This is a genomic window from Desulfobaculum xiamenense, from assembly GCF_011927665.1.
In the GTDB taxonomy this organism is placed as follows: Bacteria; Desulfobacterota; Desulfovibrionia; order Desulfovibrionales; family Desulfovibrionaceae; genus Desulfobaculum; species Desulfobaculum xiamenense.
Map to the genome: position 1 here is coordinate 349,578 of NZ_JAATJA010000001.1, position 25,470 is coordinate 375,047.

The following is a 25,470-nucleotide window of genomic DNA, read 5'->3' on the forward strand; positions in this document are numbered from 1 at the left end:
CGTCGGTGAACGCATTGAAAGTGAATGCTACTTGCGTGTGTCACGTGTGATGAAAGGAATGTGCCCGATGGAATTCGTTCGTACCATTCGTTGGTGAGAACGCCACGGGCTTCACATCGAGCACATTCCGCGAGAGGAAGCCTCAACGGTATCTCCGGGGGGTTCCCTCAAAGAGGGTCGGACCGTCCTGGCCGACGTCAAGGCTTCGTGAGGTCAATCTAGTCTCTCTTGAACTGCGTGGTCAATCGTTAGATCAAGGCATGAGTCCAACGCCGCATGCTTTTCCATTTTCTGCTTATCAAGGATAAAGTCGGTAATCGCTAGCGCTATGTAATTTTACGCGCATTCTGCATCCCTGCCATTCGTGCGTGCCGCGCATTGCGTAACGCTGTGTCTCTATCCCGTTTCGTGATGAGCGATCCCAAACGCAAGGAGTGACGGATGAGTGTTGAATCGACAGTGGGCCGGACCCGGTATGAGGGGAACGGCAGTGCCACGGGGTTTCCCGTGGGGTTTTCCTTTGACGACCCGGCGCATGTGCGGGTGGTGCTGCGTCGGCCTTCGGCCACGGTGCCGGGAACCATGGAGGATGTGGACCTCGTGCCTGACGTGGATTTCCTGCTCACCGGTGACGGCGCGGCGGGCGAGGGTATGGTGCGCTATCCGCGTTCCGGCGCGCCCATGCCCGAGGGCTGGACGCTGACCATCGTGCAGAACGTGCCGCTGACGCAGGAACGGAGCTGGTCCAACGCCGACGCCATCGACGTGCGCGAGATCGAGAAGGCGGACGACAAGCTGACGCGCATCTGCCAGCAGCTGAAGGAGGAAGTCGGCCGATGCGTGAAGGTTGCCGTGACCTCGGACACCGCCCCCGCCGACTATCTCGACGAGGTGCGAAATGCCAGCGGCAGCGCGCAGGCTTCCGCCACGGATGCATGGGCGGCGCGCGGCGAGGCTGTGGCGGCACGCATTGCGGCGCAGAGCGCGAGCGCGGAGGCCGTGAGCGCGCGAAATGCGGCGGGCGCACACCGCACGGCCGCGCAGGCGGCCCTTGCCGAGACGAAGAGCGTGGCCGATGCGGGCAAGGCGGCGATTACGGATGCGCGCTCGCAGGCGGAACATGCCGTTTCGACCCTGCGCGGGCAGGCCGTGGGCGACATCTTCGCCGCGCGGGGCGAGGCAGAGAACGCGGTGGCCACGCTGCGTACGCAGGCCGAGAATGCCGTGAAGGCCACGCGCGATGCGGCCAAGGCGGATGTGACCGAGACCGGGAATCAGACGGCGGCACAGGTGAGGGCTGAAGGCACGGCGCAGGTGGGGCAGGTGAAGGCCGAGTCCACCGCCGCGCAACGGGCCATCGCCAACGCCGAATCCGCCTGTCAGGACCGCCAGACCATCCTCAACACCGCCCTCGCCGACCTCATCGCGGGGCGAGCGGTGGGCACGGAAGGAAAGTGGCGGCTGGTGGCGATGGAGACGGTGGTATGCGACTTTATGGCATGGATTGATCATTACTCGGTGGGGCCATTCACATCTATGAGGATCGTTGGAACTCACCCCGATTTAACAATGGGTAAGGTGCTCGACTACTTGGATTCGTTCGGTGTTGCTGTTGGGTATGTAACATCGGACAGTGGGGCTATGTATGAAGTGTTCCGTGCATTACCCACAACCTTCCACATTCACCCAAAGCACGGGGACGTGGCCTCGGATTTCACCGCTGGAAAGCAATACACCGTCATGATTTTCCGCTCGTCATCCGCTCCCGATGATCAGCAGTCAGGAGACCTTGATGTCGCAGACATTTTCCTCGGTGGGCGGATCGAGTCGCTGTACAATGATGAGTACGTCGCGGGCGTGTATGCATCCGGCTGCAGCGGTTGGGCCGTTGGCGGAACCGCATACAACAACACATATGACAGCGCGACGAACGTTGTCACGACCGATCCAACTGCGTCCGACGAGGACTCCGGAAAGACGTTCATTTACAGACTCGCCACACCAGTGACGGCAAACCGGGTCCGCATCACGGGTGAACTCCTCGCGACCTCCGGGGCCGGGTCTATCAACATAATCGGAAACGGGCCTGATCTGCACTGCGGATACGGCGTTACAGGGTGGTCAAAAGGCTCCACAACCACGGTTGAGATTACGCTGCCTACCGCGATTGTTTTTGAATATTTCTACCTGTTCTCGAATATCAAAAGCGTCGTTGATCATCTCCGCATCGACAGGATCGAATTCCGGCTTGTTGACGCGCCAGATTTGAGTCTGCTCGCCGTCGGGGACGACGCAGTGCTGAACCCGGCCTACTGGGAGGGCAAGACGTGGAAAAGCCAGTTGCTGGGGGATGCTATTTTTAGTGCCAGCATCGTCGGTCTGAAATTGGCACGGAAGAAATTCGGGAACGCCATGGCGGTGGAGTTTCTCACCGCCGATAGAACGTGGCTGGCATCCCCGAAGTGCGTGTGGCCGCCTAGCGGCGTGGGCCACACCGAGGACGACGTCCAGAACAAGATATTCTTTGATGCCGGGCAGGTGTACGCCGCTCTCGGGTATGCATCCGCCGAGGATATGCGCCTCAATAGCGCTGTGCGCGTACGGTACAAGACGAGAGCACGGGTGCTACAACCAATACATTACCCATACACCCCTGTCGTTGTTCCGTGGCACGCGCTGTACGTTAATGGCAGCGCCGAACCTACCGTGGCGCAGTTCGCATGGAACCTCATTAATTCCGTGCAGACGTTCAACAGTAATGCAACCCGGCGGTATGCAGCAAAGCGAATTGATGTTCGTGAACCTACACAGTATGTGGGTAAGGTGTATGTTGATGGAATCGTCCGCGATGGGGCGGCTAACGACAACGCCGTTTTGTTACACGTACATCTTTATGCGCAGGGCGGGACATATCGTGTGGGCGTCCTGTTTAGCGAGCTAGTTATTGATAATACCCGCCTCGGGTTCGGCGGTCTGCTGTCCGCAATCAGTAACGTCATCACCAAGATCGACGACAACGGCAACACCGTCCTGTGTGGATACATGAGCTACGACACCGGCATCGCCGTGGCCTAGGAGGATAGGATGTTCAAGACATTCGAGGATGTGGAGCGCGTGGCGCGGGCCGGAAAGCCCGAGCATGTTCTGGATATGTTTGTGGAATCATACCTACGCGGCGAAGCCCTGCGCGCGCTCTATCGCGTGACGCTGGTCGAGGGCGAGGTGGAGACTGGCGACGCGGGCGGCGCGGGCGAGACGGCCGGTGCCGACGGCGTGGGGGCTACAGGCGAGACGGCTGGTGCCGAAGGCGTGCGCGGTGCAGGCCCGGATGCCGTCGCGTCAATCGACGAGGCGGCCTTTCGCGCATGGCTGGCCGAACGCATGCAGGGCGAAACCTTCGCGCCGCCGGAGCTTGCCACCACCGAGGTGGAGGCCTTCAAGCGCGCCCACTACGCCATGTTCCGCGAGGGAGCCTACGGCACGTGGGAGCAGCAGCTCGACATGCAATACCACGGCACATGGCAGGCCCATATGGAGGCGGTCAAGGCCGCGTGGCCGAAGCCGGAGAACGTGCCCGAGCAGAACACGCTGGCCGAGGCGGGGGCGTAGCGGCGGGGCTTCCGGAATCGAGTCACAAATCGAGTCACGAATTCTTGCCGAGTCGTAACCCAACGAAAAACGGGCCTTCAGATTTTCATCTAAAGGCCCGTTCTTATTGGCGAATGGCGATGGATGGTCTGAGCTTTGACGTTGACAGACTGGAATCATTGTCAGTTTTTGGGTGTTTGATAATTATTCTTCGGTAAGTTGTCGGCAGGCTGGAATCAATTGTATATGGTTAGTTGGACAGGTATTTGCGGGGGGATTGAAAGCTTAATTCTGTGCAGTTCCAGAAAATTGCTTAGATATGAATGTGGCATATGAGTCTGTCATGCCCGTAATAAAATCGATGACTCTTAGGTAAGAGTTGTAAATTTTGTCTTGATCCGTGGGGGCATTAACGCCCATGAGGGAAAGAGCCTGCGATTGTCTGTAGGTAAGAGTCTTGTTGAAGACTTGATTGTAGCACGCAGGAATGAAGACATCAAGGAGCCGTTTATACAGAGTATAAGATCCAATTTCGAGGGCTGTCTTTTGGGGGTTTTTAATTATTTTTGTATAAAAAATATCCTTGGCATCTGACATGTATTTCTTCGTATCATCATCTGCGTATTTGGTGATTGGCCCTTTGTGGGTGTTGGAAATTATGGACTCGTACTGCTCTTTGAAGGCCTCAATGGTTGAGTCCATAAGGGCTCCAATCGTTAGCGTTCTGACCATGCTGGTCCGTCGCCTGTCAGAGTCCATAGATGATAATTTCCCTTTGTCGATGTTGTTTTTGCCACATAATGGTTCTGTAATTTTGATGATGTCGTCTAAATTGATAATGTTAAGTTCTCTTGCGTCTTCCATGTCAATAATTCTGTAACATATGTCATCAGCTGCTTCGCTCAGGTATGAAAGGGGATGGCGAAAAGTATCGTTGCCTGATATGAGGTTGAGGCTGGAAAATATATTGTTGAATATATCTTGCTCGGCTTGGTAGTAGTTGAATTTCGTAGAATTTCTGCCCGCTGCTTGGTGCGATGAGTTGGGATACTTAACCATTGTCGCAATCGTCGGATATGTTAGTCTCAACCCTCCAGAATCTTTATTGTTTTCGATAGAGTTTATAACTCGAAATCCTTGTGCGTTTCCGTCTATCGCCTGAAAATCTGTTCGTTGGGCGGCAGTGAGTGGCTCGATATATAGATAGTTTATCGGGTCTTTGAACCAATCTTGGATCGCGGATTCGCCTGCGTGTCCAAACGGAGGGTTGCCGATATCATGTGCTAGACATGCAGCTTGTACAATTTCACCGATGTTTTCCGGTTGAAAAGGATTTGGAAGCGCTTGAATGCCTTTTAAAAAATAACCCACGCGAGTGCCGAGGGTTTTGCCAACACAGCTGACTTCCAAAGAGTGTGTTAGGCGATTATGGATGTGGTCGTTTCGAGTTAGTGGATGAACTTGCGTTTTCTTTGAAAGTCGTCTGAAAGAACTCGAGAAAATGATTCGGTCGTAGTCTATAATGAAAGGGTTGCGTTGCGGGTTAAATTCAAAAACACTGTTTTCTTTACGAGAAAAACGGTGTGGATGTAATAACTTTTCCCATATTGCTTGCTGTTCAGTGGGTGAAAGCATGGTGTTTGTGTATAGTTTTGTTGCAGAGTGTTGTTAAGCAAAATTATTGACTAGGTTTCTTGTGCGTTGTTGTTAAAGCATTTCCGAAAGTGATGAGACAGATTGTCGCATGATTATATGTCATAATTTTTCAGTTGGTGGAGAGGTCTTGTTGCTGTTTTTCTGACCTTAAGTTGTATATTATTGTTAAATGTTGTGATGTTGTCAATGGTGTCGCTGCGGTTTTTGCTTTGTTTAGCTGTGTTCTCCTTTGATGGCGTATGAGATGCTCGTAAATTATGCCTATGGGATGACGTCGTTTGTTTCTATGTCCTCAGTGTGAACGTTTTGCGTTGCTGTAGACTAACTAAGTGTCCAAGTCGCGCTGAGAGCTTATGCGGTTTCGTAAAAATTCATCAGGTGCCGTGTTTAATTGGGTTGAGCGCCAGATAGACATCGTGAGGAGAACGACCATGGGCCGACCGCAGACGCAACTGGACAAGATGGACTGGCGGGCAATGACCGGCGAGGAAGTGGCGGAACTGCTGTTTCGGGCGAAGCGACGGCATGGTCTTTAAGCCAGCCATTCGGGGCATAGCTCCCTGCCATGCGTAACTCATCGTCCGCAGACAGAACGCTATGTTCGAGCATCAAGACAAGGCGGTCCATCTCCATCTTGCTCAAGGTCTGGATAGGCTTTGCGTCGCGTTGGCGGCGTATTTCGGCAAACTCCTGATCCAGCTTCACGGCGGCGCCCCTGACCAGTTCGAGGGCTTTCTTGTGATCACTGGTCCGCAGGCTATAGGTGATCTCCTGCTTCCGGTAGTGCTCCTGCAAATCGACGGGAACCTTGGCCCGGAAGTAGTAGCTGTTCGACCCCTTGCGGCGGTGAAGGTGGGTGTGTTTCGGCATGTCTTTCATAGCTCCCAGTGTAGCACCTTGGTGTAACAGTTGGGAAGCCGAAAGCCCTTGAAAACAAAGAACCCCCTGACGAATCAGGGGGGTATGATCTCAATGGCGGAGAGGGTGGGATTTCACTGGTGGGAATCCCAAAATCTCCAACATGCTGAAAATACAGGGTTATATCCTGTTTTCAGTGAAAGAGTGTGTACCATGCCTTTGTAGCTAATGAATCACGCTTGGTCAAGATTTTGCATAGTTGAAATTGATTCCACTGCGTTAGGCATAATTAGCTCATGTCTTCCTTGCCGGAATTCGAACCGAAATCCCAATCGCATGTCGAAGATGGAAATTGCAAAGAGACGTTGAATTTGTCCTGTTGCAGGTGGTTGGAAGATGTCTGGATTTATCCATTAGAGGGCTTCTTGTCTGTGATAGTCGTCCATGAGGAACTGGAGTGACTGACCAGCCGCCTCACTTGAAGCCAAAGCCGTCCCTTGCTTTTCAAGACGTTCCCTTTGAATCCGTTGCACCTCCTGTGCTGCCGCCTCTTGCTTCTGCATGAGCGCGATGCTTTCAGCGGCTGTCTGTTCAATGTAATCCTTGTTGGCGAGTTCGGCGTTCTTGACCGCTGTCTTGTTGTAATTGTCTGCCATTTCGCTTTGATATGAATTCATGGCATTCGCCTGTTCACTTTGAGCGACCATGTTGGCGGCTGTAGAAGCGGCGGCAATGGCTAGGGAGTACATGAACATCTGCGACGCTGTAATCGTAGACGCTGCGGCAGTAGTGCCTGCTGTGGTTCCACCTACTGCGGCTGTTCCGGCAGTTACTGAAGCTGGTTCACACATAGACCTGTCTCCTATTCAATCTTGATACACTGTTAAAAGGTTGCTATAATGTAGGTAGCTGTGAAGACGTGCACAAAAATTCAAAACTACTACGTTTTGTCTTGACAAATTTCTTCATTTTTGATATCTGACCACTCCCCTATATGTACTATAGCTGTCTTAGGATTAACTTAAGTCTTCACTCTTTCTTCTTCTTCCTATCCTACTACTTCCATCAATCCTGTCTGCACACTTAGGTTGCTTCTTAAGTTATACTTAAGATGCCTTACTTGTTGGAGTGGGTAGGTCCATTGGGTAGGTTGAAACCTAGGTTACACTGTCGTCACTTCAGTTCACGTTATGTTCACTGCTGTATGACTTAGGTATCTTCTTTCCTCTTCTTCTTTGTCTGCCTACTTCCCCTTGCACCTTAGCTGTCACTATAGTTGATCTTAAGTTCAGCTCTTTCCTTCTTGTCGTTGTCACAAGCCGTCACAATATGAAAAGCCGAAGAACACTGCTTTGTCGTGCAAGTGTTCTCCGGCCTTACCAAGAAAGAAAGTGTAGGAGAGAGGTCGTCTATTTGTCGCAGGGATGTGAAGAATTGAGGGGTGCAGCTAGACCGCTTTCCCCTTGTTAGTGCAACCTAATTAAAGTTATATATTTCGGTATGTTAATTGGGTTCAGCGATGACGCGGTATAAGGTCTGCCTGCTTATGCCATATTCAGCCGCTAACGCCTTTTTTTCTTCGCCCATGACTGTTGCCCTATGTCGAAGCTCTTCGGCCTGTTCTGGCGTCAATTTGGCCCTTCTGCCACAGTGTTTTTCCTTGGCTTGTGCCTTGGCAATACCTTCCCTTTGCCGCTCCTTGATGATGGAGCGTTCAAACTGGGCGACGGCTCCGATAATTTGAAGCTGGAGCGTTTGGAATGGGTTGTCTTCGCCTGTGAAGGTTAACCCCTCTTTGTGGAACTGAACGGCGACGCCCTTGCCTATGAACTTCTTTAGGAGCGAGAGCAGGTCGTCAAGGTTACGGGCAAGGCGATCTATTGAATGAACGTGGAGCGTATCGCCCTTGCGGACAAACCTCATGCACTCTTCCAGCTTAGGCCGCTTAGACGTTGCGGCACTCGCCTTCTCTTCAAATACTTCCACCAAGTTGCAATCAAGGTCAGCAAGCTGGCGGTCAGTGTTCTGGTCGATTGAGCTAACACGGATGTATCCAACATGAGCCATATTCCTGTTTCCTCCTTCTGTGCCCATCGTGTAACAGAAGGATTAGACATTTCGAGAAGGCGTGTCAAGAAATATGATTGCGAGGTTTTGAGACACGGAACAAAGCGGCTTTTCAGGCAATGGCATGTGTGTTCCACAAGGTATACCTTTTGAGAAGAAAAACGGAAGCTGCGTTGCCATTTCCACTACGCAGGTTGAGAGCACTTCCTCTTCTTTGTTTTCTGTAGACTAACCGGAGCCGGAAAGCTGCGTGGTCATTTCGCCCACACAGGTCGAATGCACCTGCCAACTGTCAAGACGCATCGTCACCATTTCGGTTACGGCGGTCTTCTGATCGCCTCCCGCCGAAGGTGTCACGATTTCCGTGACGACTTGAGAGTGGACCGGATCGTTCCTGATCTTGATGAACAGCCAACCATTGGCGAACTCAACGGGGAGCATGGAAATTTTGTAGTTCTTGCCATCACGGGCAACCGTGGTGATTTCCACCGCAGTTGACGGAAGCACCGGATCAGCCTTGATCTTCACATACTGAGACTTCCATCCGATACCAAGCGCATCACACACATGGAGCGGCGAGAAGTACGCCTTGCAGTCTTCAGCGGTTGAAACGCCTCGCCCATTCAGCGCACACCAAAGGGCATGGGGGGGGTCGCTTTTCATAACGTTGTAAACCCGCGCAGATTTTTGTGAATAAATTCCTTCTGCCTTTCAGTCTGAATGCTTTCCCTCCCCCCCCCCTCTTGACCTCTCCCGCTTCAACAAATATTGTTCCAATATTTATTTTCATATTCTGATATTGAAAACCGTTATTACATCTGGAGAACTATTGTGCTTACCTCAATCAAGCTCAAAAATACGGCCAGCTACAAAGGCGAACAGACTCTAGAGCCATTAAAGGAATTGAACTTTATTTACGGAGAAAACGGCTGTGGGAAGAGCACCATCGCCAAATTCCTTAATTGCAAAATGAATTGCGCCGAAAGTAGCGAACGGTTTTCAGACTGCTCGTTTGAAACAGGGTGGAAAGAAAATGAGCAGCGAAAGCTATTCGTGTATGATGCTGATTTTGTGAGAAGAACGATAAGCCAATCCTCTCTTGAAGGGGTGTTTGTCATGGGCGAAGATGCCCCTGAATTAGAAGCAGAACTTAAGCGACACGAAGCTGAAATAGCGAGAAAAAAAGAACTAATACAAAAACATGACAACACGCTAGAACGTCTCAAAAGTGATATTGAAAAAGCCAAAACAGAACTAGCAGAGCAATGTTGGCAGGTAGGTAAAAAACACTCCGATACTTTTGATCCAGCATATACTGGTTTCAAAAAATCACGCGCAAAATTTAGAGACAAGTGTATAGAATCGCACAAAAAAGGAATGCCGGCAAAATCTTTGGAAGAGATTGAACAATCAGCCTCTCTTTACTTCAACCCCGAAGGAAAACCAGAGAAGCTGATCCTTCCACCTCAATTTGCTTGGGCAGATTTAACAGGCTTAGAACCTTCTCATCTTTTGGGGGAATCAATTAAAGGGAAAGAAGAGACGACTGTTGCTGAGTTAATCGAGAAGTTAGGGAATAATGATTGGGTTGACCAAGGAAGAGCATTCTTTGACGGCAAGAAGTGTCCGTTTTGTCAACAGGACGCGCCTGTAGATTTTAAGATGAACTTGGAACACTACTTCGATGCTACGTATCAAGACAAAAAAGATTCGCTTGCTGAATACATTGCCAAGTACAACACTCAAGCTGAGCAACTAGTAGAGCGTATAAATGAGTATAAAACATACAGCAGTAAATGTTTACGGTATGAAAACGTAAAAAATTACCTCGATGCTCTCGAAGCTGTATTAAAAAAGAACAAGTTGGAATTGTCTAGAAAACAAAAAGAGCTGAGTGAACGCGTAGAAATTGACTCAATTGATGATCTCCTAAAGAAGATAGAAGGTGTCATATCTGAATCGCGACAATCCGTTATTGACTATAACAAAAAAATTGAAGAATTCGATAGAGGAAAAATAGAACTCACGAATGACATTTGGACATTCTTGGGCGATGAAATATCCCCTCAGTACCAAGCCTACAAGAAAAGCATAGACGGGTCTAATAGTGGCATCGACAACATTAATAAACAACGGGCCACATTACATGGAGAACTTCGAGAACATCGGGCAAAAGTTGCAGAAATAGGGGCAAGTCTTAAAAACGCTGCAAAACCTGTAGACGACATCAACAAGGTATTGTGTTCTTTTGGCTTTACAAACTTTTCCCTTAAAAAAGAAGATGACCAAGCGCACTACTCAATAATTCGTGAAGACGGGCAAAAAGCAAATGAGACACTAAGTGAAGGGGAAAAAACGTTCATCGCCTTTTTGTACTTTTACCAGAAGGTAAAAGGAATTTCGGAAAGCCAAAGCACGGTTGAAGACAAAATAGTTATCTTTGACGACCCTGTTTCTAGTCTCGATAGTAAGGTACTTTATGTGGTTAGCACTCTCATAAAAAGCCTTGCTAAAGAACGAAAAGAATACAAAATCCATCAATTATTTATTTTAACTCACAACGTTTATTTTTTTAAGGAAGTTACTAATCAACAAGATGCAGAGACAGCGCGCTCTCTGTTCTGGATTATTCGAAAAATTGGTGGTTGTTCACAGCTCGAACGGCATGAAAAAAATCCAGTTCGCACAAGTTATCAAATGTTGTGGGAAGAGGTTATTCAAGCAAAAGATAATCCTACAATGGATGTACGAAATACCCTTCGCAGGATTATCGAAAATTATTTCGAACTGTTTGGGAATATCAAAAAATGGAAACTTGCAGAAAAATTTGACGGTGATGATAAAGTGATATGTCATTCTTTGTTGCAGTGGACAAACGACGGTTCACACTGTGTCTTTGACGACCTTTTCGTTACGCCAAGTGTTGAAGTTCGCGACAACTATTTAAGGGTATTTAGAGAAATATTTATCAAAAATGAGCACGGGGAGCATTATCGAATGATGATGCATGAAGATAAACAATAAGAAGCTGACATTGAGGCCGCCTAAAGCACCAACCTAAAACGCAGTCCCACTACTTGAAATTGGGAATACGACACTAAGCAGGACGACCTGAAGGCGACTGAGGGTTACACCCAGTTCCTTCGCCGCCATGCTGATAGTCCACAGGGTTTTCTTGTGGGTGCGGCGTTCGTGGAAGGCGATGGACGCGCCTCTGCAAGCTCACGGTCCTTCTTCTCGATCACGTCAGCCATCTCCCGCAGGAATACAGGAGAGGCTACACGCCTTTGAACGTATTCGTCGTCCTTACGAAGTGTCCCTGACGGAACCATGCGTCGAGCGCGAGAAACGCTTCAGCGCGGAACAGGTTCAGCTTGGCTTGGAGTTCAGGGCGGACCTTCTTGATTGTGAACAGCCATCCATTGGCGAACTCAATGGGGAGCATGGTCTGGACACGTTTCTTGCCGTCAGCGGCAACCGTTGTCATTTCGCCAACGGTTGATTTCGAGACTTCATCAGCCATGATCTTTCTGAACTGGGTAGGCCAGTCGATACCGAGCGCATCACACACATGGCGCGGCGAGAAGTACGCCTTGCCATCCTCGGTGACAGCGGCAAGGACGTATTCACCGCATACAGCTACTTCTTCATGACGGACAGGGATGAGGGTTTCGTTAGCCATCTTAACTTCTCCTTTCGAATGGAATGTTGAAATAAGAAAAGGCTGGCGAGATTTCTCTCAACCAGCCTTCATGTTTTGGGTTTTCCTAAGTGTTTCCGCAGTGCCGTTTGCCTTGGGGCGTCATGCGGCGGTGATAGTCCGTTTTAAAAACACTTAGCTTTGATGCGTAATTGACTGCGTGTCATACTTTTCTCCTTTGGGTTAGACGTCAATGATGGGGCCTAAGTCGTTGGCGTCATTCGGATAAGCCTTGCACGTGCTGGTCGTGAATGTCGGCATGAATTGACCTTGCAGGGCGGCTTCAAGCTTGTCTGCCAACTCTCGCAAGATGTCGGGGCATTCAATGCCGTCATCTTCACGCGCCAGCTCAATGATTTGTTTTGCCTTCTGGATTATGCTTTCATCCGTGTCCGTGGGCTTCATCATGAAGTACGCACCATGCTTCCGGATCGAGGGCAGGACTTCCTTCCGCACCCATCTTTGAAAAGCCATGGCTTCAGGTTTTCGGCTTTGGAATATGAGCGGGTACAGACCAGGTTCGTTGATAATCAGTAGCGGCTTTCCGGGCTTTATTCCGAGGGCGGTTCTTGGAAGATGCTTTTTCATGTCGTCGTCCAAGTAGCGCACTGAATCCCTCGGCTTGAGACCAAGGTGCTTGCAAACATCCATTGCGATAAACCAGAGTTCACCGTCATCATCCACGATGGTTCGGGCATCGGCTATGCCGTTGAGGGTAAGTGTGCTGATTTCACCCATGATTATGTCCTCCTTGAGTTTGGGGGTTGTTCCGGTTGTTAGTGCAACCTAAATGATAACATTCCGATTTTTATTGAGATTTAATCTCTCTGCTTTCGCCTCTCTAAACGCAAAAAAGGCTGGCTAAGGAATATTCCTCAACCAGCCTTTTATGAGCTTTACTATATGAGCGGCTCGCGCCTCAGCTATTCATTCAGCAGCAGCTCCGACATACCGTCCAGCTTTGCCTTGACGGACTTCCAGTCTGGCATCCGGTCCGCCAGCAGGCGGTAGAAGCGGGGGCTATGGTTGTGTTCCTGAAGGTGGCACAGCTCATGCGTCAGCACGTAATCGATACACTCTCGCGGCGCTTTGATAAGGTGCGGATTTATGGAGAGAGTGCCGTTTGGCGAGCAGCTTCCCCATTGTTTTTTCATGGTCAGGAGTCGCCACTGTGGCACATCATCCTTCCACGGGGTTCTCTCCACAATGGATTCCAGACGCTGCGCAAAGTATTCCTTGGCGCGTTGCCTGTACCAGTCCTTCAAGAGGCTCCTGACGCGTTCCGGTGAGCTGTCTTCCGTGCTCACTTCCAGCCTTCCGCGATAGAGCCGCACCTGCGCCTTTTGTTCCTGTATCGTGATGACTTTGAGCTGGTGGCGGCGGCCTTGATAGAAGTAGCTTTCGCCGCTCACGTATTCACGTGGCAGTACGTACCTGCGAAGCTCCCGCGCGCGGAGCATGTGGTCGAGAACCCATCTGGCGCGTTTCTGCACGGCCTCTTTTATTTTCACGAGGTCGGCGTCCTGCGGCGCATCGACCTGAACGGAACCGTCCGGATGCACATGGATGGCGACTTTCGCCTTCCGCCCCGGCACGTGGCACACTTGATAGCGAATGCATTCATCGCCATAGGTGAGTGTTTGCATGATTGTCTTATCTGTTTCCATGAGCCAGACGCACTCTGGTAATCTGAATAACGTGTTCGATGACATCCTTTGCTTTTTCAAGCCCGATGAGCTTGAACAGGCGCGGCAGGATGCCCTTGTGAATGGTGGATTCCATCGCCTGCGGACTCAATGAGTGCTCCACAACGGCGGTGCCGACGATGGAGTCGATGGCCTTGGCTTCCTCAATGAGCTTCTTTTCTTCATCCGGCGGGATGGCTTTGAAGTGGTCTTCGCCCAGCACCAGCCGGAATGTGCCGTAGTACGCCTTGGCAGTCTCGTTGCCATCAAGCTCGTCCGGTATTCCTGACACGGCGCGGTTGTTCAGCTGGTCCTCGAATTCCTTGAAGAGAGTGTATTGCTTGAAAGGATGTTCGAACATCTTTTCGGCTTGCGAAATGGCGTCCTTCAGCAGTTCAGAAAAGACCTTCTGCGCATACGGGTCATCACTGAGTTCCTGCTCGATGGTCTTTCGGACGCGCGTGCGGATGATGTCCGTCTCGTTGCGCGTCTTTTCCTTTGACCAGTCTTCCGGATCTTCCTTGCCGATCTCGTCCACCAGCACAACGCCCTCAGGATCTTCGATGGATTCTCCGACCACGTGCTTGTCCACGAGTCGGCGTATCTGCTCCTCGTAGGCGCTGTAGTCAACCGTTTCCTGTGCGTCCTGACGCGCTATCTTGCGCAGGTTCGTGAAGAATCGCAGATCGCTTTTGTACTTGGCGATGTCCTTTTCGCTGAAGCTGCCATCCTCGAAGAACGAGCGCGACGAAAGCGCCACCTTGAGGCACAGGCCGAACTCCGTGAGCGCCTGATAGAAGTCCTCTCGCACCTTTTGACGCAGGTCGATGCTGGTTCCGTCGTCGTCCTCCGTGTACTGCGGCATGAGGATTTGCCTGTACTGCTCAAGGTCCTGCCTGTTCTGGACGTCCCTGAATATTCCCCACAGGCGTTTGTGCAGCTCCGGCAGCCGTTTGTATTCGGTGCCGACCTGATGATACAGCCCATCGATGTCATCCACGTCAAAGCCGCTTTGCGTGCGCTCCTGAAGGTCCTGATACTCCTTGAGTGTCGTATCCAGTTCCTTGAGGATGCCGCGATAATCGATGAGCAGGCCGTATTCCTTGGCCTCGTGCAGGCGGTTTACGCGTGCGATGGCCTGAAGCAGGTTGTGCTCCTTCAGCGGCTTGTCGATGTACAGAACCGTGTTCCTCGGTTCGTCAAAGCCCGTTAGCAGTTTGTCCACCACTATAAGGATGTCCACGCCGTCGTCGGTGGCAAAGTCCTCGATGACGCCTTGCTCGTATTGCTTGTACTGTTCGGCGCTGGCGCTCTTGCCCACGGTTTTCTCGGCCCACTGCTGCACCTCCGGCAGCGCGGATTCGTCCACGTCCGAATGGCCTTCGCGGGAATCCGGCGGCGAGATGACCACCGCACTCGTGACCAGCCCCGTGGCGTCGAGATATTTCTTGTAGCGGACTGCGGAGAGCTTGGAATCTGCGGCGAGCTGGCCCTTGAGTCCCATGCCGAGGGTTTTGATATGGTCCGAGAAATGGGTGGCAATGTCCCACGCGATGAGTTCAATGCGGTTCTCGGAGCCATACACCGCGCCCTTGTTTGCGAATTTCTTTTTGAGGTCGGTCTTCTGCTCTTCGGTCAGTCGCGCCGTTATCTTGTCGAACCAGTTGTCAATGGCGGCCTCGTTCACGGCCAGCTCTGGCCGGCGCTCCTCGTAGAGCAGTGGCGTGACCGTTCCATCCTCCACGGCGCGCTGCATGGTGTAGGCGTGAATGATGGGGCCGAACTTGTTCTGCGTCTTGTCGTCCTTGAGGAGCGGCGTTCCGGTGAAGGCGATGTACGCCGCATTCGGCAGCGCCTTGCGCATACGCTCGTGGGTTTCACCGCCGTGGCTGCGGTGGCCCTCGTCCACCAGCACGATGATCTTGTCGCTGGGGTTGTAGCACTCCGGCAACTTGGACGCGGTGTTGAACTTGTCGATGATGGAAAAGATGATGCGGTCGTCGCCCTTGCCGATGCGCTGGGCGAGGTCACGACCGGAACCCGCTCTTGCCCGTTCGCCTTCCTTCTTGGTGGCAACGGCGGAGCCGAACGCGCCACCCGTGAGGAACGTTCTGGAGAGCTGTTTTTCAAGGTCAACGCGGTCCGTGACGATGATGACGCGGCAGTCCCTGAGGTCCGGCTCAAGCAGAAGCGCCTTGCTGAGGAAGACCATGGTGAAGGACTTGCCGGAACCTGTGGTGTGCCAGATAACGCCGCCCTCGCGGCTTCCGGCCTTGTCCAGTCGCTTCACGCGCTCCAGCATGGCTCTGATGCCGAATGCCTGCTGATACCGCGCCACAATCTTGCCGACGCGCTTATCGAAGAGGATGTAATACTGCACCAGCTTCAGCAGGCGGTCCTTTCGCAATAGGCTGACAAGCAGCTTGTCCTGCTGTGTGGGCAGAACGTCGCCGGACCACAGCGATTCGAAGTAGTTCCGCATGGCCTTGGGGCGGCCCTGAAAAAGCGAGTCCTTGGCATCCGCTGAAAGCGGCGTGTTCTTGATGGCGTGGAAGGTAGCGTCGTCGAAGATTTCCTCGCGCCACGTGGCCCAGAACTTCTTAGGCGTCTTGGTGGTGGCGTAGCGTCCTTCGGTGTTGCTGATGGCCATGAGCAGTTGCGCATAGCAGAAGAGGTGCGGAATTTCGTCGTTCTTCTGATTGCGGATGGACTGGCTGACGCCTTCCTCCAGCATGGACTTGTTCGGATTGCCGGATTCAGGCCGCTTTGCCTCGATGACCACAAAAGGGATGCCGTTGACGAAGCACACAATGTCAGGGATGCGCCTATGCGTGCCAGCCGAAGACAGCACGTCCATCTCTTCGGTGACGTGGAACAGGTTGTTTTCGGGGTGTTCCCAGTCGATGATGGGGATGGTCGGCTGAACGGGCTTGCCGTCGATGAATTCCTTGACCGTGATGCCGAGGGTCAGCTTGTCGTAGATGCGCTCGTTGGCGGTGCGTAGCCCCTCGTGCAGTCCCGGCGATGACAGTTCGCGCACAATATGCTCGATGGCATTGGGCGAAAGCGCGTGCTCCCTGCCGTCCCATTCAAAGCGCCGTGCCTGGAGCGAACGGATGAGTTCATCCTTCAGCAAAACGTCACGGTTCGTGCCGCGCTTGGTCAGGCACTGCGAGGGCGATATATACGTCCAGCCGAGATTCATGAGAACCTGCAAGGCCGGAATCTTGGCGCTGTATTCTTCCTTGGTTTCCGGTAGGTGGTGCATACTAATCACACATAGCCTGTAATATTCTCAATTCGTGTTGTAGAATGTTGGTAAGCACAGGGGAATATGGCTTTAGCTCGCAGCCGTCGCTGGGAGCAAGGTCGTCAAGTAGTATGCTTATTGTATCAGCTTCAAGATCTGCTGTTTCTTTGGGGGGGCACCCAAACTCATAAAGGAGAGCCTCGATAGCCCCCCTTCGAGCCTCTTTTAGAACTTTGTTGTCTAATTTAAGGACATCTATTGATGTCTTAGCTCGTGGAGTTACACCTTCTATTCTGCCTGAGTATTTGAACTTAAATTCAGTCTCACACTCGTCCATTAATGGCGTTAGTGGTAATTGTTGATTTCCATGCGCCTTTCCGCATTGTCCTCTTGTTTCACAACTGGCCACAATGTTTCCAAAATCAACTGTTCGATTTGGTGCGATGTGTTGCGCCTCGACGTGCTCGTTATGGCTGCTATCGCTGTTCGGAGTTATCGGCTTACAACAATAAGCACAGAGTCCAAATTGTTCATCTATGCAGGCGTGTCTAATTGCTTGCTTAACAATTCCAGTCGTATGCTCATAGCGTCTGTTTGGATTCGCTCGTTTCCATGTTGACAGCTCATCCGGCTCTTGCCCCTTAACTATTTTTCGCACACTGCGCCTCCTTTCGAAGAAGGAGAATCTTCACCTTGTTGAGTTCCCAGTGGTCCGCAGGAAGAATTTGCTCCAACTCGGAAGTAATCGATTTGGCTTCGGAAAATTTCCGTTCCTGAATTAAGTCCATCAAGTCATCAAGTTTGTTTTGAATTTCAGAATTGCGAATTTCAACACCCATTTCTTGCAATAAGACTTGGTTAGCATCCATACCGTACAAGTTCCCAACTCGCTCGATTTCTCCATTGTTAAGGATGTATGTTAGTGTATTGGGCGAGTTGCTAATCACAAGCGGAGAATGGGTTGTCAATATAAATTGGCAGTTCGGGAATGTGTTGCGCAACCTGTCGATGATATCTCTTTGCCATTTGGGGTGTAGATGCAAGTCGATTTCGTCGACCATCACTATTCCTCGCCCTTTGAGTGGGTCAGGAAGAATAGGATTCATCATTGAAAGTCTACTGGAAATACTTCCAACAAGGGCCATCAGTGATTTTTCACCTTGAGAGAGTTGTTCAACATTGAGTGGGACGCCATCTTTATCAACCATCATTCGCAATCTTGGCTTGCGCTTGATTTTCAAATTCTCAAAGCCTGGCATAAAAGTTGATATTGCATTTCTAACAGCATCAAGCTGTCTATCGCGTAAAGGTTTTCCTACGATGTTATCAATATCTTCTCTGCTGATCGTGTCGAGTTCTCTGTCTTCACTAAGTAACGCTTTAAGCTTAGCAAGAACATCATCACTATGACGTGAACGCAACTCACTTTCACTGTCTTCACGTTCTCTGAACCACTCAAAAAAACGTCGGAAATCAACTCCTTGAACAAGTGAACCGTCAAGGCCATCCAGTTGTCCAAAGGAGTGTTTAGTTTTTATTTTTAAAGGAATATCAAGAATGGTACGCTCGACAGGATAGTAGGCAAGTAAAGGTAAGGAAGCGTTTTCATCCTCGGTGAGTTTTTCGCGGAAAAATTCTGCAAGTTCTGACAAACGGGTGTAATCGCTTTCAGCAACTTTTTTTCGTCCTTTTAGGTTTTTGGCTATTCTCCAAGAAAAGTCGAATTCTTTATAATTTCCATCAATGGTGATTGTAGAAAAATTCTTTTTATTCGTGATCGCCAAATCTTTTATCCCAGTCCCTTGACCGCCACTCCCCCTACTAATGCGAGCAACAAGCCAGCTTAAACTGAGAGAAAGAGCTTCAAGAATGGTGGTTTTGCCACTTCCATTATTGCCGACAAAAACAACAACGTTTCCATTATCTGAATCTGAGCTGACGAATGGGATGCTGACTTTTTCAAACAACCTAAAATTTTCTAGTTCTAAGCTTTTAATTCGCATAAATATCTCCTCGCGAGCCGCTTGTTACCTGGTAATATCTGACGGAGAAGTGGTCTTCCATTTTTTCTACGCCTCCACGCGGCGTTTTCCTGTTAGCAGTTGTTGCATGAGGGCTTGCTTTTCATTAATAAGCACTGTCCTGATTTCGTTTTGCTTGGATAGCGAACCGCTTACCGCTTTCAAGACTTGAGAAATTTGTTTTTGCTCCTCCTTTGGAGGAACTATCATTTTGAATGATTTCAGATCAGTAGAACTAATACTTGCTTGATTAATCGCTCTTTTTGCAAATCGCAGGGCGAGTTTTTTCCCATGATAAGAATTCAAAAAAAAGTATATGTACGAAGGGTCTGCTGCCTCAGGTTTGCATCTGAGTAGTAGCAGGTTCATTCCATGATATAAATCTCTGTCACCATTGTATATTGCAACTTTGCCGATGTGAGACAAGCTGTTGATGTGGCTATAGAGAATATCACCTGTTTTCAGTTTGAATTTTTGAGTTTCAACGCAGTTAGGTGCGTATCCCACCTTCTTGTGGTTTATTTTCCAATCTGAGATTGTCTCAATACGTGAAATCGGAAGCCCTTCAGTTGCATTAGCATCATAAGTCATGCCGTTGCTTGCTTTAGACAACAGATCCCCCAGCCGCACCTCTTTCCACTCCCCACTGAACCCCGGCAGGCGTTTTTTGCCTGTCAGCAGTTGCTGCATGAGTGCCTTTTTCTGCTGCTTGCTGTTTTCTATCAGCTTGTCCACGGTCTCTATCGCCTTGTCCCACGTGGACAGGATGCGGGCGATTTTCTTTTGTTCGGGGAGAGGGGGGAGAAGTGCCTTAATCGAGCCAACTGTCTTCACTGTTAGCTGAGGCTGTGCGCTGCCAAATGTGAATTTATCAATTTGTTTTTCAATAAGTGGCGATTTAAAAATTATATAAAGAAATTCTGTGTCAATACCCTTGTCCTTATTTCGTACAATTAGCATTCCTGAATTAATTCGAATATGCTCAAATAAAATATCATCAGAATACAGGGCACAGTTGCCAACAGTTCCTCGTGTAGTGATGATGATATCTTTTCTCCTTAGCTTCCCTTTTCGTAAGGATTCTGATTTTTTCTGAGTAATAAATTGGCATTCTTCGAATTTAAAGCCTTGTCTTGTTACGTTTTTTGCACTTAGAAAAAGACAATATTGCTTATTGAAAAATTCTTTAGAATTGGGGTAGTTTTTGCCTCTATCTCCGTCAATAAGCTCTATCTCTGATTGCTTAATTGTTCTCTCTTTCCATCCCTCAGGCACCATAACCCCACCCCATCACAATATATTTCATCATCGTTGTATATCCTGTCCGCTACTTTCCGGCGCGTTTCAGCGCCTTCACCTGTCGGTCAAAGTCCGACTCGATGTGTTGCGTGCGATTGAATTTTTCGTATTCGGCATACGCCTTGGCTTCGGCCTGCTTGCGCGAGATGGAGCCGTAGCCTTCGAGAACTCGGTATTCGTTGAATTCCAGAAAGCGGTTCACGCTGTCGGCAAATGACTCCATAGTGAAGCTGGTACGGTTTTCAAGTATGTTTTCAATATAGTCGAAGAAGCCGGAGACAGTGCGCTCCAGCCGTTTGATTTCCTCTTCGCTCAGGTAGTTCTTGCCAATCACGACATCAGACTTCAGCACGCGGTCGTTCGGGGCATTCTTGTAGGTGGTCAGCCCCATCTGTGGCTTGGTCGCGCCTGCTCGGTCATGAATGATTTCCGAAGCGGTTTGTCCGGTGATGGCAAAATGGAACTTGTCCTGCACGTGAGCGTAGAACTTGCGTGTGGTTTCGGACTGCGGATCGTAGTCGATACTGCACTCCGCGAAGATGTCCGTAATCTGCTGATAGATGCGGCGCTCGCTGGCTCTGATGGAGCGGACGCGTTCCAGCAGTTCGCGGAAGAAGTCCTTGCCGAAGTGCTGCCCGTTTTTCAGGCGTTCATCATCCAGCACAAAGCCCTTGATGATGAACTCTCTCAGCCGCTGCGTCGCCCAAATGCGAAATTGCGTGGCGCGGGAAGAGTTCACGCGATAGCCCACGGAGATAATGGCATCGAGGTTGAAGTGCTTTACCTGATAGGTTTTCCCGTCAGCGGCAGTTATTTCCAAAATGGAAACAACTGAATCCTCAACAAGTTCACCGCTCTCGAAGATGTTGCTCAGATGCTTGGAGATGGCGGGAACGCCAACACCGAACAGCTCGGCGATCTTCTTTTGCGGCAACCAGATGGTTTCGCCGTGAAAGAGGCACTCCACCTTCACCTTGCCACTGGGCGCGGTGTAGAGCAGCAATTCCGATTCCCGGACCGAAGGCGGCAGGCCTTGCTCGTTGCTCATGGTCTGGCCTCTCTGTTCCGGCGTGTGTTTACGTTCCATGTATTCATAGGAATAGCCGTTGTAACGCCTTCTATTTCCCAGCTACGGCAGTTCGTAGCCCAGTTCCTTCAGGTAGCCTTCCATCTCCACTTCGAGCTTGGCGAGGTCTGCTTTCAGTTCCTTGCGCTCTTTCAGAACGGCCTCAAGGTCGATTTCCTCTTCTTCCTCAAAGGTGTCCACGTAGCGGGGGATGTTCAGGTTGAAATCGTTTTCGCGGATTTCCTCAAGGGTTGCGAGGTAGGCGTATTTGTCCACGCTTTCGCGTGCTTTGGCGGTATCCAGAATCTTCTTGATGTCTTCGTCACGAAGGAAGTTCTGGTTCTTGCCGTCCTGATACTCGCGCGAGGCGTCGATGAAGAGAACGTTGTTGTCCTTCTTATTCTTGCGGAACACGAGGATGACGGCGGGGATGCCTGTACCGTAGAAGAGCTTTTCCGGCAGGCCGATGACCATATCCAGCAGGTTTTCCTCGATGAGCTGCTTGCGGATTTGCCCTTCGGAGGATGCGCGGAACAGGACGCCATGCGGAACAACAACGCCCATGCGTCCGGTTCCCGGCTTCAGGGTCTCAATCATGTGCAGGATGAATGCATAGTCGCCCTTGGTCTTGGGCGGAATGCCGCGACGAAAACGCCCGAAACGGTCGGCCTCTGCTGACTCATATCCCCACTTGTCCAACGAAAAAGGCGGGTTGGCCACCACTATGTCAAAGTGCTTAAGATGGTCGTCACCGTCCAGAAGCATCGGGTTGCGCAGGGTGTCGCCCCATTCGATGCGGTGGTTGTCCTCGCTGTGCAGAAACATGTTCATCTTGGCGAGCGACCATGTCGAGCCGATGGCTTCCTGTCCGTACAGGGCATATTTCCGGTTGCCGAAGCGATCCTTGATGAGCTTGGCGCATTTCATCAAAAGGGATGCGGAGCCGCACGCAGGGTCGCAGATTTCATCGCCTTCCTGCGGATTCACAAGCTCCGCGATGAGCTGGGAGACCTCGGGCGGGGTGTAGAATTCGCCAGCTTTCTTGCCGGAAGAAGCGGCAAAGTGCTTGATGAGGAATTCGTAGGCGTTGCCGATGATGTCCAGATTGCCGATACGCGAGGGACGCAGGTTCAGTTCCGGCTTGCTGAAGTCCTCCAGCATGTGGCGCAGGATGTCGTTCTTCTGCTTGTCGTCGCCGAGCTTGGTGGAGTTGAAGCTGATGTCCTGAAAGACGTCGTTCAGCTTGCCCATGTTGGCTTCTTCAATGGCGTGCAGAGCTTTGTCGATACGCTCGCCGTTGCCTGCCTCGAAGCGGCGGTCATACAAGGCATAGAAGTTGGCATCCTTTGGCAGCACGAAGCGCTCGTTCTTCATCATTTCTTCGATGAGTTCGGGCGCGTCGCCGTATTCAGCCTTGTAGGTGTCGTAATTATCCTGCCATACGTCGCTGATGTATTTCAGGAAGAGCATGGTCAGCACATAATCCTTATATGTACTGGCATCGACCACGCCACGGAACGTATTACAGGCGTTCCATACGGCGTCGTTGACTTCTTTTTGACTTATGCGGGGTGTCACGTTGTTACCTCATTAAAGGGCTTATCGGTTAAGTATCGTTGATGCCACGGCGCGAAGCTCCTGCTCGCGGTTGGCAATGAGTTTCCTGTAGGTCTCGGCTTCCTGCCGCGCTGCGGCGGCAAGGCGGACAACGGCTTGCTGTGTGCTTGGGGACGGGATAACAAGGGGCAGGTCCGCGAGTACCGCCTTGCGGATGCTTCGCTGTACGGAACCTTCTGCCGACGCCTCAAAGTAGCGCTGTGCGGGAAGCTGATTCATCTGCCACGCCACAAACGCAGGCAGGACGCCCGCACCGGGCGCGACTCTCAGAAGCAGAAAATGGGGAGAGATGACGGCGGGGAATGGGACGGAGTCGAGGAACACGGCAATGTTCCTGCTGCCACGGACCAGAAACAGAATATCCTGTGGCTGGAGCCAGTTCGGTTCACGCCGTCCGGCGACCTCGGTCCGGACCAGCGAATGCCACGCAACGGCTCCGTCGTCCTCAATGTCCTTCATCTGGACAGCTCTGGCCGTGCCGTCGGCAACTTCCTCAATGCTTCCCCGAAAGGGGTGGGCTGGGAGTATGTTGACAGCATCGGACAGCTTCATGATTTTGTCTCCATTGGGCATGATGAAGACAGTATCGAATTACCTAAGAAGGTCAAGGGAAAACGAGGCTCATCATTGCAAATGATGCAGAAAAAGCTAGGGGAACAGGCTCCGACCGTGAGACCAAAGCCAACCCCCTAAAGATTTCAGAGCTTTTTCTGCATATTTCGTTTCTAAGGCACGTTTCGCCTCGTCCATAGGGAATCCATCATGACGGCCTCAAAAAGGCACTCTAACGGCCTTTAATCCATTGCTTTCCATGCGGCACAAGGGCGTCAAGCGTGATTTCCCTATCCCAGTCCACAGGCTGGATGACATCGCGGAAGAGCGTGGATGCGGGGTAGCTACCTTCATAGATTGACGTGATGTCGTCGAACTCGCCTTTCTCATGGCCTACGACTTCCTTTAGCTTGCGGCGGTCAATGTCGTGGAGCTTTGCCCATGTGATGAACGTGTGCCGGAAGGAATGGAAGGTGACGTTGCTGACTTCGCCTTCACCCGCGCCAACACCGCAATCACGACGGAAGCGCGTGAACCACTGCGTCACGTTGGCGGAGACGTTTCCTTCACGCTTGCTCAAAGTTTTGCGGGAGAACAAGTGTTGTTCGCCTTTTGACCTAAGTGTTTTCACGCGCTCAAGCAGGCCGAGCCTGATAAGGAACGGATGGACCGGGACAATGCGTTTGCCTGCGGCTGTCTTGAGTTCCTTGTCGCCTTCGTTATTGATGTCGATGCAGGGAACGCCGTCGATTTCGCAGATGTCGTCCAGATGGAGCTGGCATATTTCTTCAACACGTGCGCCTGTAAACAGGGCGATAAGCGGTGCCCAGAACTGCCATGCTTTCGTGACCTTCTGCTTGCCCGTGGCTGTGCCTTGGTAAGGTGCGCTGTGGAACAGGGCTTTCAGTTCATCGCTGGTGAAGGCGCGACGTTTGGCCTGCTTCGCCTTGAGGGTGTTTTTCTTGAAGGCCAACGCCACGTTGAGAGGCTTTGCCTTGTCCACGTAGCCCTCGAGCTCTGCCCAGTTGATGAATGAGCGCACATTGTCAAATCGCGTCTTGATGGATTTTGGCTTGAGACGGTGGTTCTCAGGGATATCCATTTTCAGGAGCTGAGCCTTGCTCTTGCCCTTGTAATGGGAGCGGTAGCGAAGCGAGGGCAGCTTGACCAGTTTCTCGCGGTATTTCCGCATGTGGTCGCGGGTGATCTCGTGTGTCGGCAGTTTCTTGCCATTGGAAACCATTTCCGCGAACTGCCGAAGCTGCGGAGCCAAGTCCTTCACGCTGGTGACTTTCCATTCACCGCTTTCCGTCTTGGTCTTGATGTACTTCTCAACGGCTTCGGTGATGGTGGGCGATTTGCGGGAAGGAACGGCAGGTTGCTGCGTAACGACAACCGTCTTGCCAGTTTCAGCTTCCGAGAGCTTGCTGGCGAGTGGTGAAAAGTCAATGGAGCCAGCTTCGTCATATGCCTTGGCAATGCCTTTCATAAGGGCGTCGCACAGCTTCTTGTAGTCCGTGGACTTCTCCGAGACCTTGATGCCTTCCTGCTCCAGAATCCCGCTGACAAGATTTTTCACGCCGCGATAATCGGCATGTGCCGCCTGTTCGCGAATGTCCGAGGCAATGCGCTGGCGGGAAGCTAAGTGCTTTTCAAGCTCATTGTCCTGCCAAGGTCTTTCCCGATTGACGCGCAACTCAAATTCATAGTTGAGCGTCTCCTTCATTTCCCTGTCTACAAGTTCCCGAATCTTTTCGTCGGTAAGATGGTTTTGGAGTGTTTCATTCGCTTCAGTCATGGCCTTTCGGTTTCTGTTTTCAAAAGTGGTCGATTTCGTTTTCAGTCGTCGGATTTCCGAAAAGATGTCATGCGCCTTGGATGCCAGCCGCATAGCCTTTGGACGGGCTTCCTTCAGGTGCGAAGTGCCAAGGGAAAGACGAGACTCAGTCCTTCCCAGTGTCGGCTGAAGGTCGGCTGGAATACGTATGCGGAAATATAATCCGCTTGGACGAGGAAGCAAGTAGGCAGGTGCGGCTGCGTTTGAAGCCGAATTTGAACCAATGGCAGGAGAACAAAACGACACAGACTTATACCCCTTGTGTGCCACCGCT

At 51.1% G+C, this 25,470-nt stretch carries 19 protein-coding genes; 3 read left to right on the plus strand and 16 right to left on the minus strand.

What is annotated here, in order from left to right; genetic code table 11:
• Positions 1 to 441 precede the first annotated feature (441 nt).
• Complete coding sequence (locus GGQ74_RS01615) at positions 442 to 3,075, plus strand: hypothetical protein (protein ID WP_167939799.1); 2,634 nt, start codon at positions 442 to 444, stop codon at positions 3,073 to 3,075.
• A gap of 9 nt (positions 3,076 to 3,084) precedes the next feature.
• Positions 3,085 to 3,609, plus strand: a complete 525-nt coding sequence (locus GGQ74_RS01620) for a hypothetical protein (protein ID WP_167939800.1) — start codon at positions 3,085 to 3,087, stop codon at positions 3,607 to 3,609.
• A gap of 264 nt (positions 3,610 to 3,873) precedes the next feature.
• Here the strand turns inward: GGQ74_RS01620 and GGQ74_RS01625 are convergent, their stop codons facing one another.
• From GGQ74_RS01625 to GGQ74_RS01645, 5 genes are all read right to left on the minus strand, one after another.
• Positions 3,874 to 5,223, minus strand: coding sequence for a deoxyguanosinetriphosphate triphosphohydrolase (locus GGQ74_RS01625; RefSeq protein WP_167939801.1), 1,350 nt, complete (start codon positions 5,221 to 5,223; stop codon positions 3,874 to 3,876).
• 408 nt (positions 5,224 to 5,631) lie between these two features.
• Positions 5,632 to 6,114, minus strand: a complete 483-nt coding sequence (locus GGQ74_RS01630) for a DUF6538 domain-containing protein (protein WP_167939802.1) — start codon at positions 6,112 to 6,114, stop codon at positions 5,632 to 5,634.
• 401 nt (positions 6,115 to 6,515) lie between these two features.
• Entirely contained in the window at positions 6,516 to 6,953 is a 438-nt protein-coding gene (locus GGQ74_RS01635; protein WP_245168071.1) for a virion core protein, T7 gp14 family, read from the minus strand.
• Between the two features lie 652 nt (positions 6,954 to 7,605).
• On the minus strand, positions 7,606 to 8,169 hold the full coding sequence (locus GGQ74_RS01640) for a recombinase family protein (protein ID WP_167939803.1): 564 nt from the start codon (positions 8,167 to 8,169) through the stop codon (positions 7,606 to 7,608).
• 228 nt (positions 8,170 to 8,397) lie between these two features.
• Positions 8,398 to 8,832, minus strand: a complete 435-nt coding sequence (locus GGQ74_RS01645) for a phage antirepressor N-terminal domain-containing protein (protein ID WP_167939804.1) — start codon at positions 8,830 to 8,832, stop codon at positions 8,398 to 8,400.
• A 168-nt stretch (positions 8,833 to 9,000) separates the two neighbouring features.
• Here GGQ74_RS01645 and GGQ74_RS01650 point away from each other — a divergent pair, with 168 nt between their 5' ends.
• Positions 9,001 to 11,193: an AAA family ATPase gene (locus tag GGQ74_RS01650; protein WP_167939805.1), complete on the plus strand. Its 2,193-nt coding sequence runs from the start codon at positions 9,001 to 9,003 to the stop codon at positions 11,191 to 11,193.
• Positions 11,194 to 11,446: 253 nt separating this feature from the next.
• Here GGQ74_RS01650 and GGQ74_RS01655 read toward each other — a convergent pair whose 3' ends face one another.
• The 11 genes from GGQ74_RS01655 to GGQ74_RS01705 all read right to left on the minus strand — a co-directional run bounded on the left by GGQ74_RS01655 (position 11,447) and on the right by GGQ74_RS01705 (position 25,466).
• Positions 11,447 to 11,851: a phage antirepressor N-terminal domain-containing protein gene (locus tag GGQ74_RS01655; RefSeq protein WP_167939806.1), complete on the minus strand. Its 405-nt coding sequence runs from the start codon at positions 11,849 to 11,851 to the stop codon at positions 11,447 to 11,449.
• A gap of 201 nt (positions 11,852 to 12,052) precedes the next feature.
• The gene (locus GGQ74_RS01660) at positions 12,053 to 12,607 is read right to left on the minus strand and encodes a BRO-N domain-containing protein (RefSeq protein WP_167939807.1); all 555 of its coding nucleotides are present in this window, start codon (positions 12,605 to 12,607) and stop codon (positions 12,053 to 12,055) included.
• Between the two features lie 185 nt (positions 12,608 to 12,792).
• Positions 12,793 to 13,536, minus strand: coding sequence for a M48 family metallopeptidase (locus GGQ74_RS01665; RefSeq protein ID WP_167939808.1), 744 nt, complete (start codon positions 13,534 to 13,536; stop codon positions 12,793 to 12,795).
• A complete protein-coding gene (locus GGQ74_RS01670) occupies positions 13,523 to 16,822 on the minus strand; it encodes a type I restriction endonuclease subunit R (protein WP_167939809.1) in 3,300 nt (1,099 codons plus the stop codon). Before GGQ74_RS01670 ends, GGQ74_RS01665 begins: the two co-directional genes overlap by 14 nt.
• A gap of 1 nt (position 16,823) precedes the next feature.
• Positions 16,824 to 17,462 carry a retron system putative HNH endonuclease gene (locus GGQ74_RS01675; protein ID WP_167939810.1) on the minus strand — a complete coding sequence of 213 codons (639 nt, stop codon included), beginning with the start codon at positions 17,460 to 17,462 and terminating at the stop codon, positions 16,824 to 16,826.
• Positions 17,446 to 18,807, minus strand: a complete 1,362-nt coding sequence (locus tag GGQ74_RS01680) for an AAA family ATPase (RefSeq protein ID WP_167939811.1) — start codon at positions 18,805 to 18,807, stop codon at positions 17,446 to 17,448. The genes GGQ74_RS01675 and GGQ74_RS01680 overlap by 17 nt, the downstream gene beginning before the upstream one ends.
• A 66-nt stretch (positions 18,808 to 18,873) precedes the next feature.
• Positions 18,874 to 20,103 carry a restriction endonuclease subunit S gene (locus GGQ74_RS01685; RefSeq protein WP_167939812.1) on the minus strand — a complete coding sequence of 410 codons (1,230 nt, stop codon included), beginning with the start codon at positions 20,101 to 20,103 and terminating at the stop codon, positions 18,874 to 18,876.
• Between the two features lie 49 nt (positions 20,104 to 20,152).
• Complete coding sequence (locus GGQ74_RS01690) at positions 20,153 to 21,172, minus strand: virulence RhuM family protein (RefSeq protein ID WP_167939813.1); 1,020 nt, start codon at positions 21,170 to 21,172, stop codon at positions 20,153 to 20,155.
• 81 nt (positions 21,173 to 21,253) lie between these two features.
• Entirely contained in the window at positions 21,254 to 22,768 is a 1,515-nt protein-coding gene (locus tag GGQ74_RS01695; RefSeq protein WP_167939814.1) for a type I restriction-modification system subunit M, read from the minus strand.
• A gap of 21 nt (positions 22,769 to 22,789) precedes the next feature.
• A complete protein-coding gene (locus GGQ74_RS01700) occupies positions 22,790 to 23,359 on the minus strand; it encodes a restriction endonuclease subunit S domain-containing protein (protein ID WP_167939815.1) in 570 nt (189 codons plus the stop codon).
• Positions 23,360 to 23,591: 232 nt separating this feature from the next.
• Entirely contained in the window at positions 23,592 to 25,466 is a 1,875-nt protein-coding gene (locus GGQ74_RS01705) for a DUF6538 domain-containing protein (protein ID WP_342448567.1), read from the minus strand.
• Positions 25,467 to 25,470 lie beyond the last annotated feature (4 nt).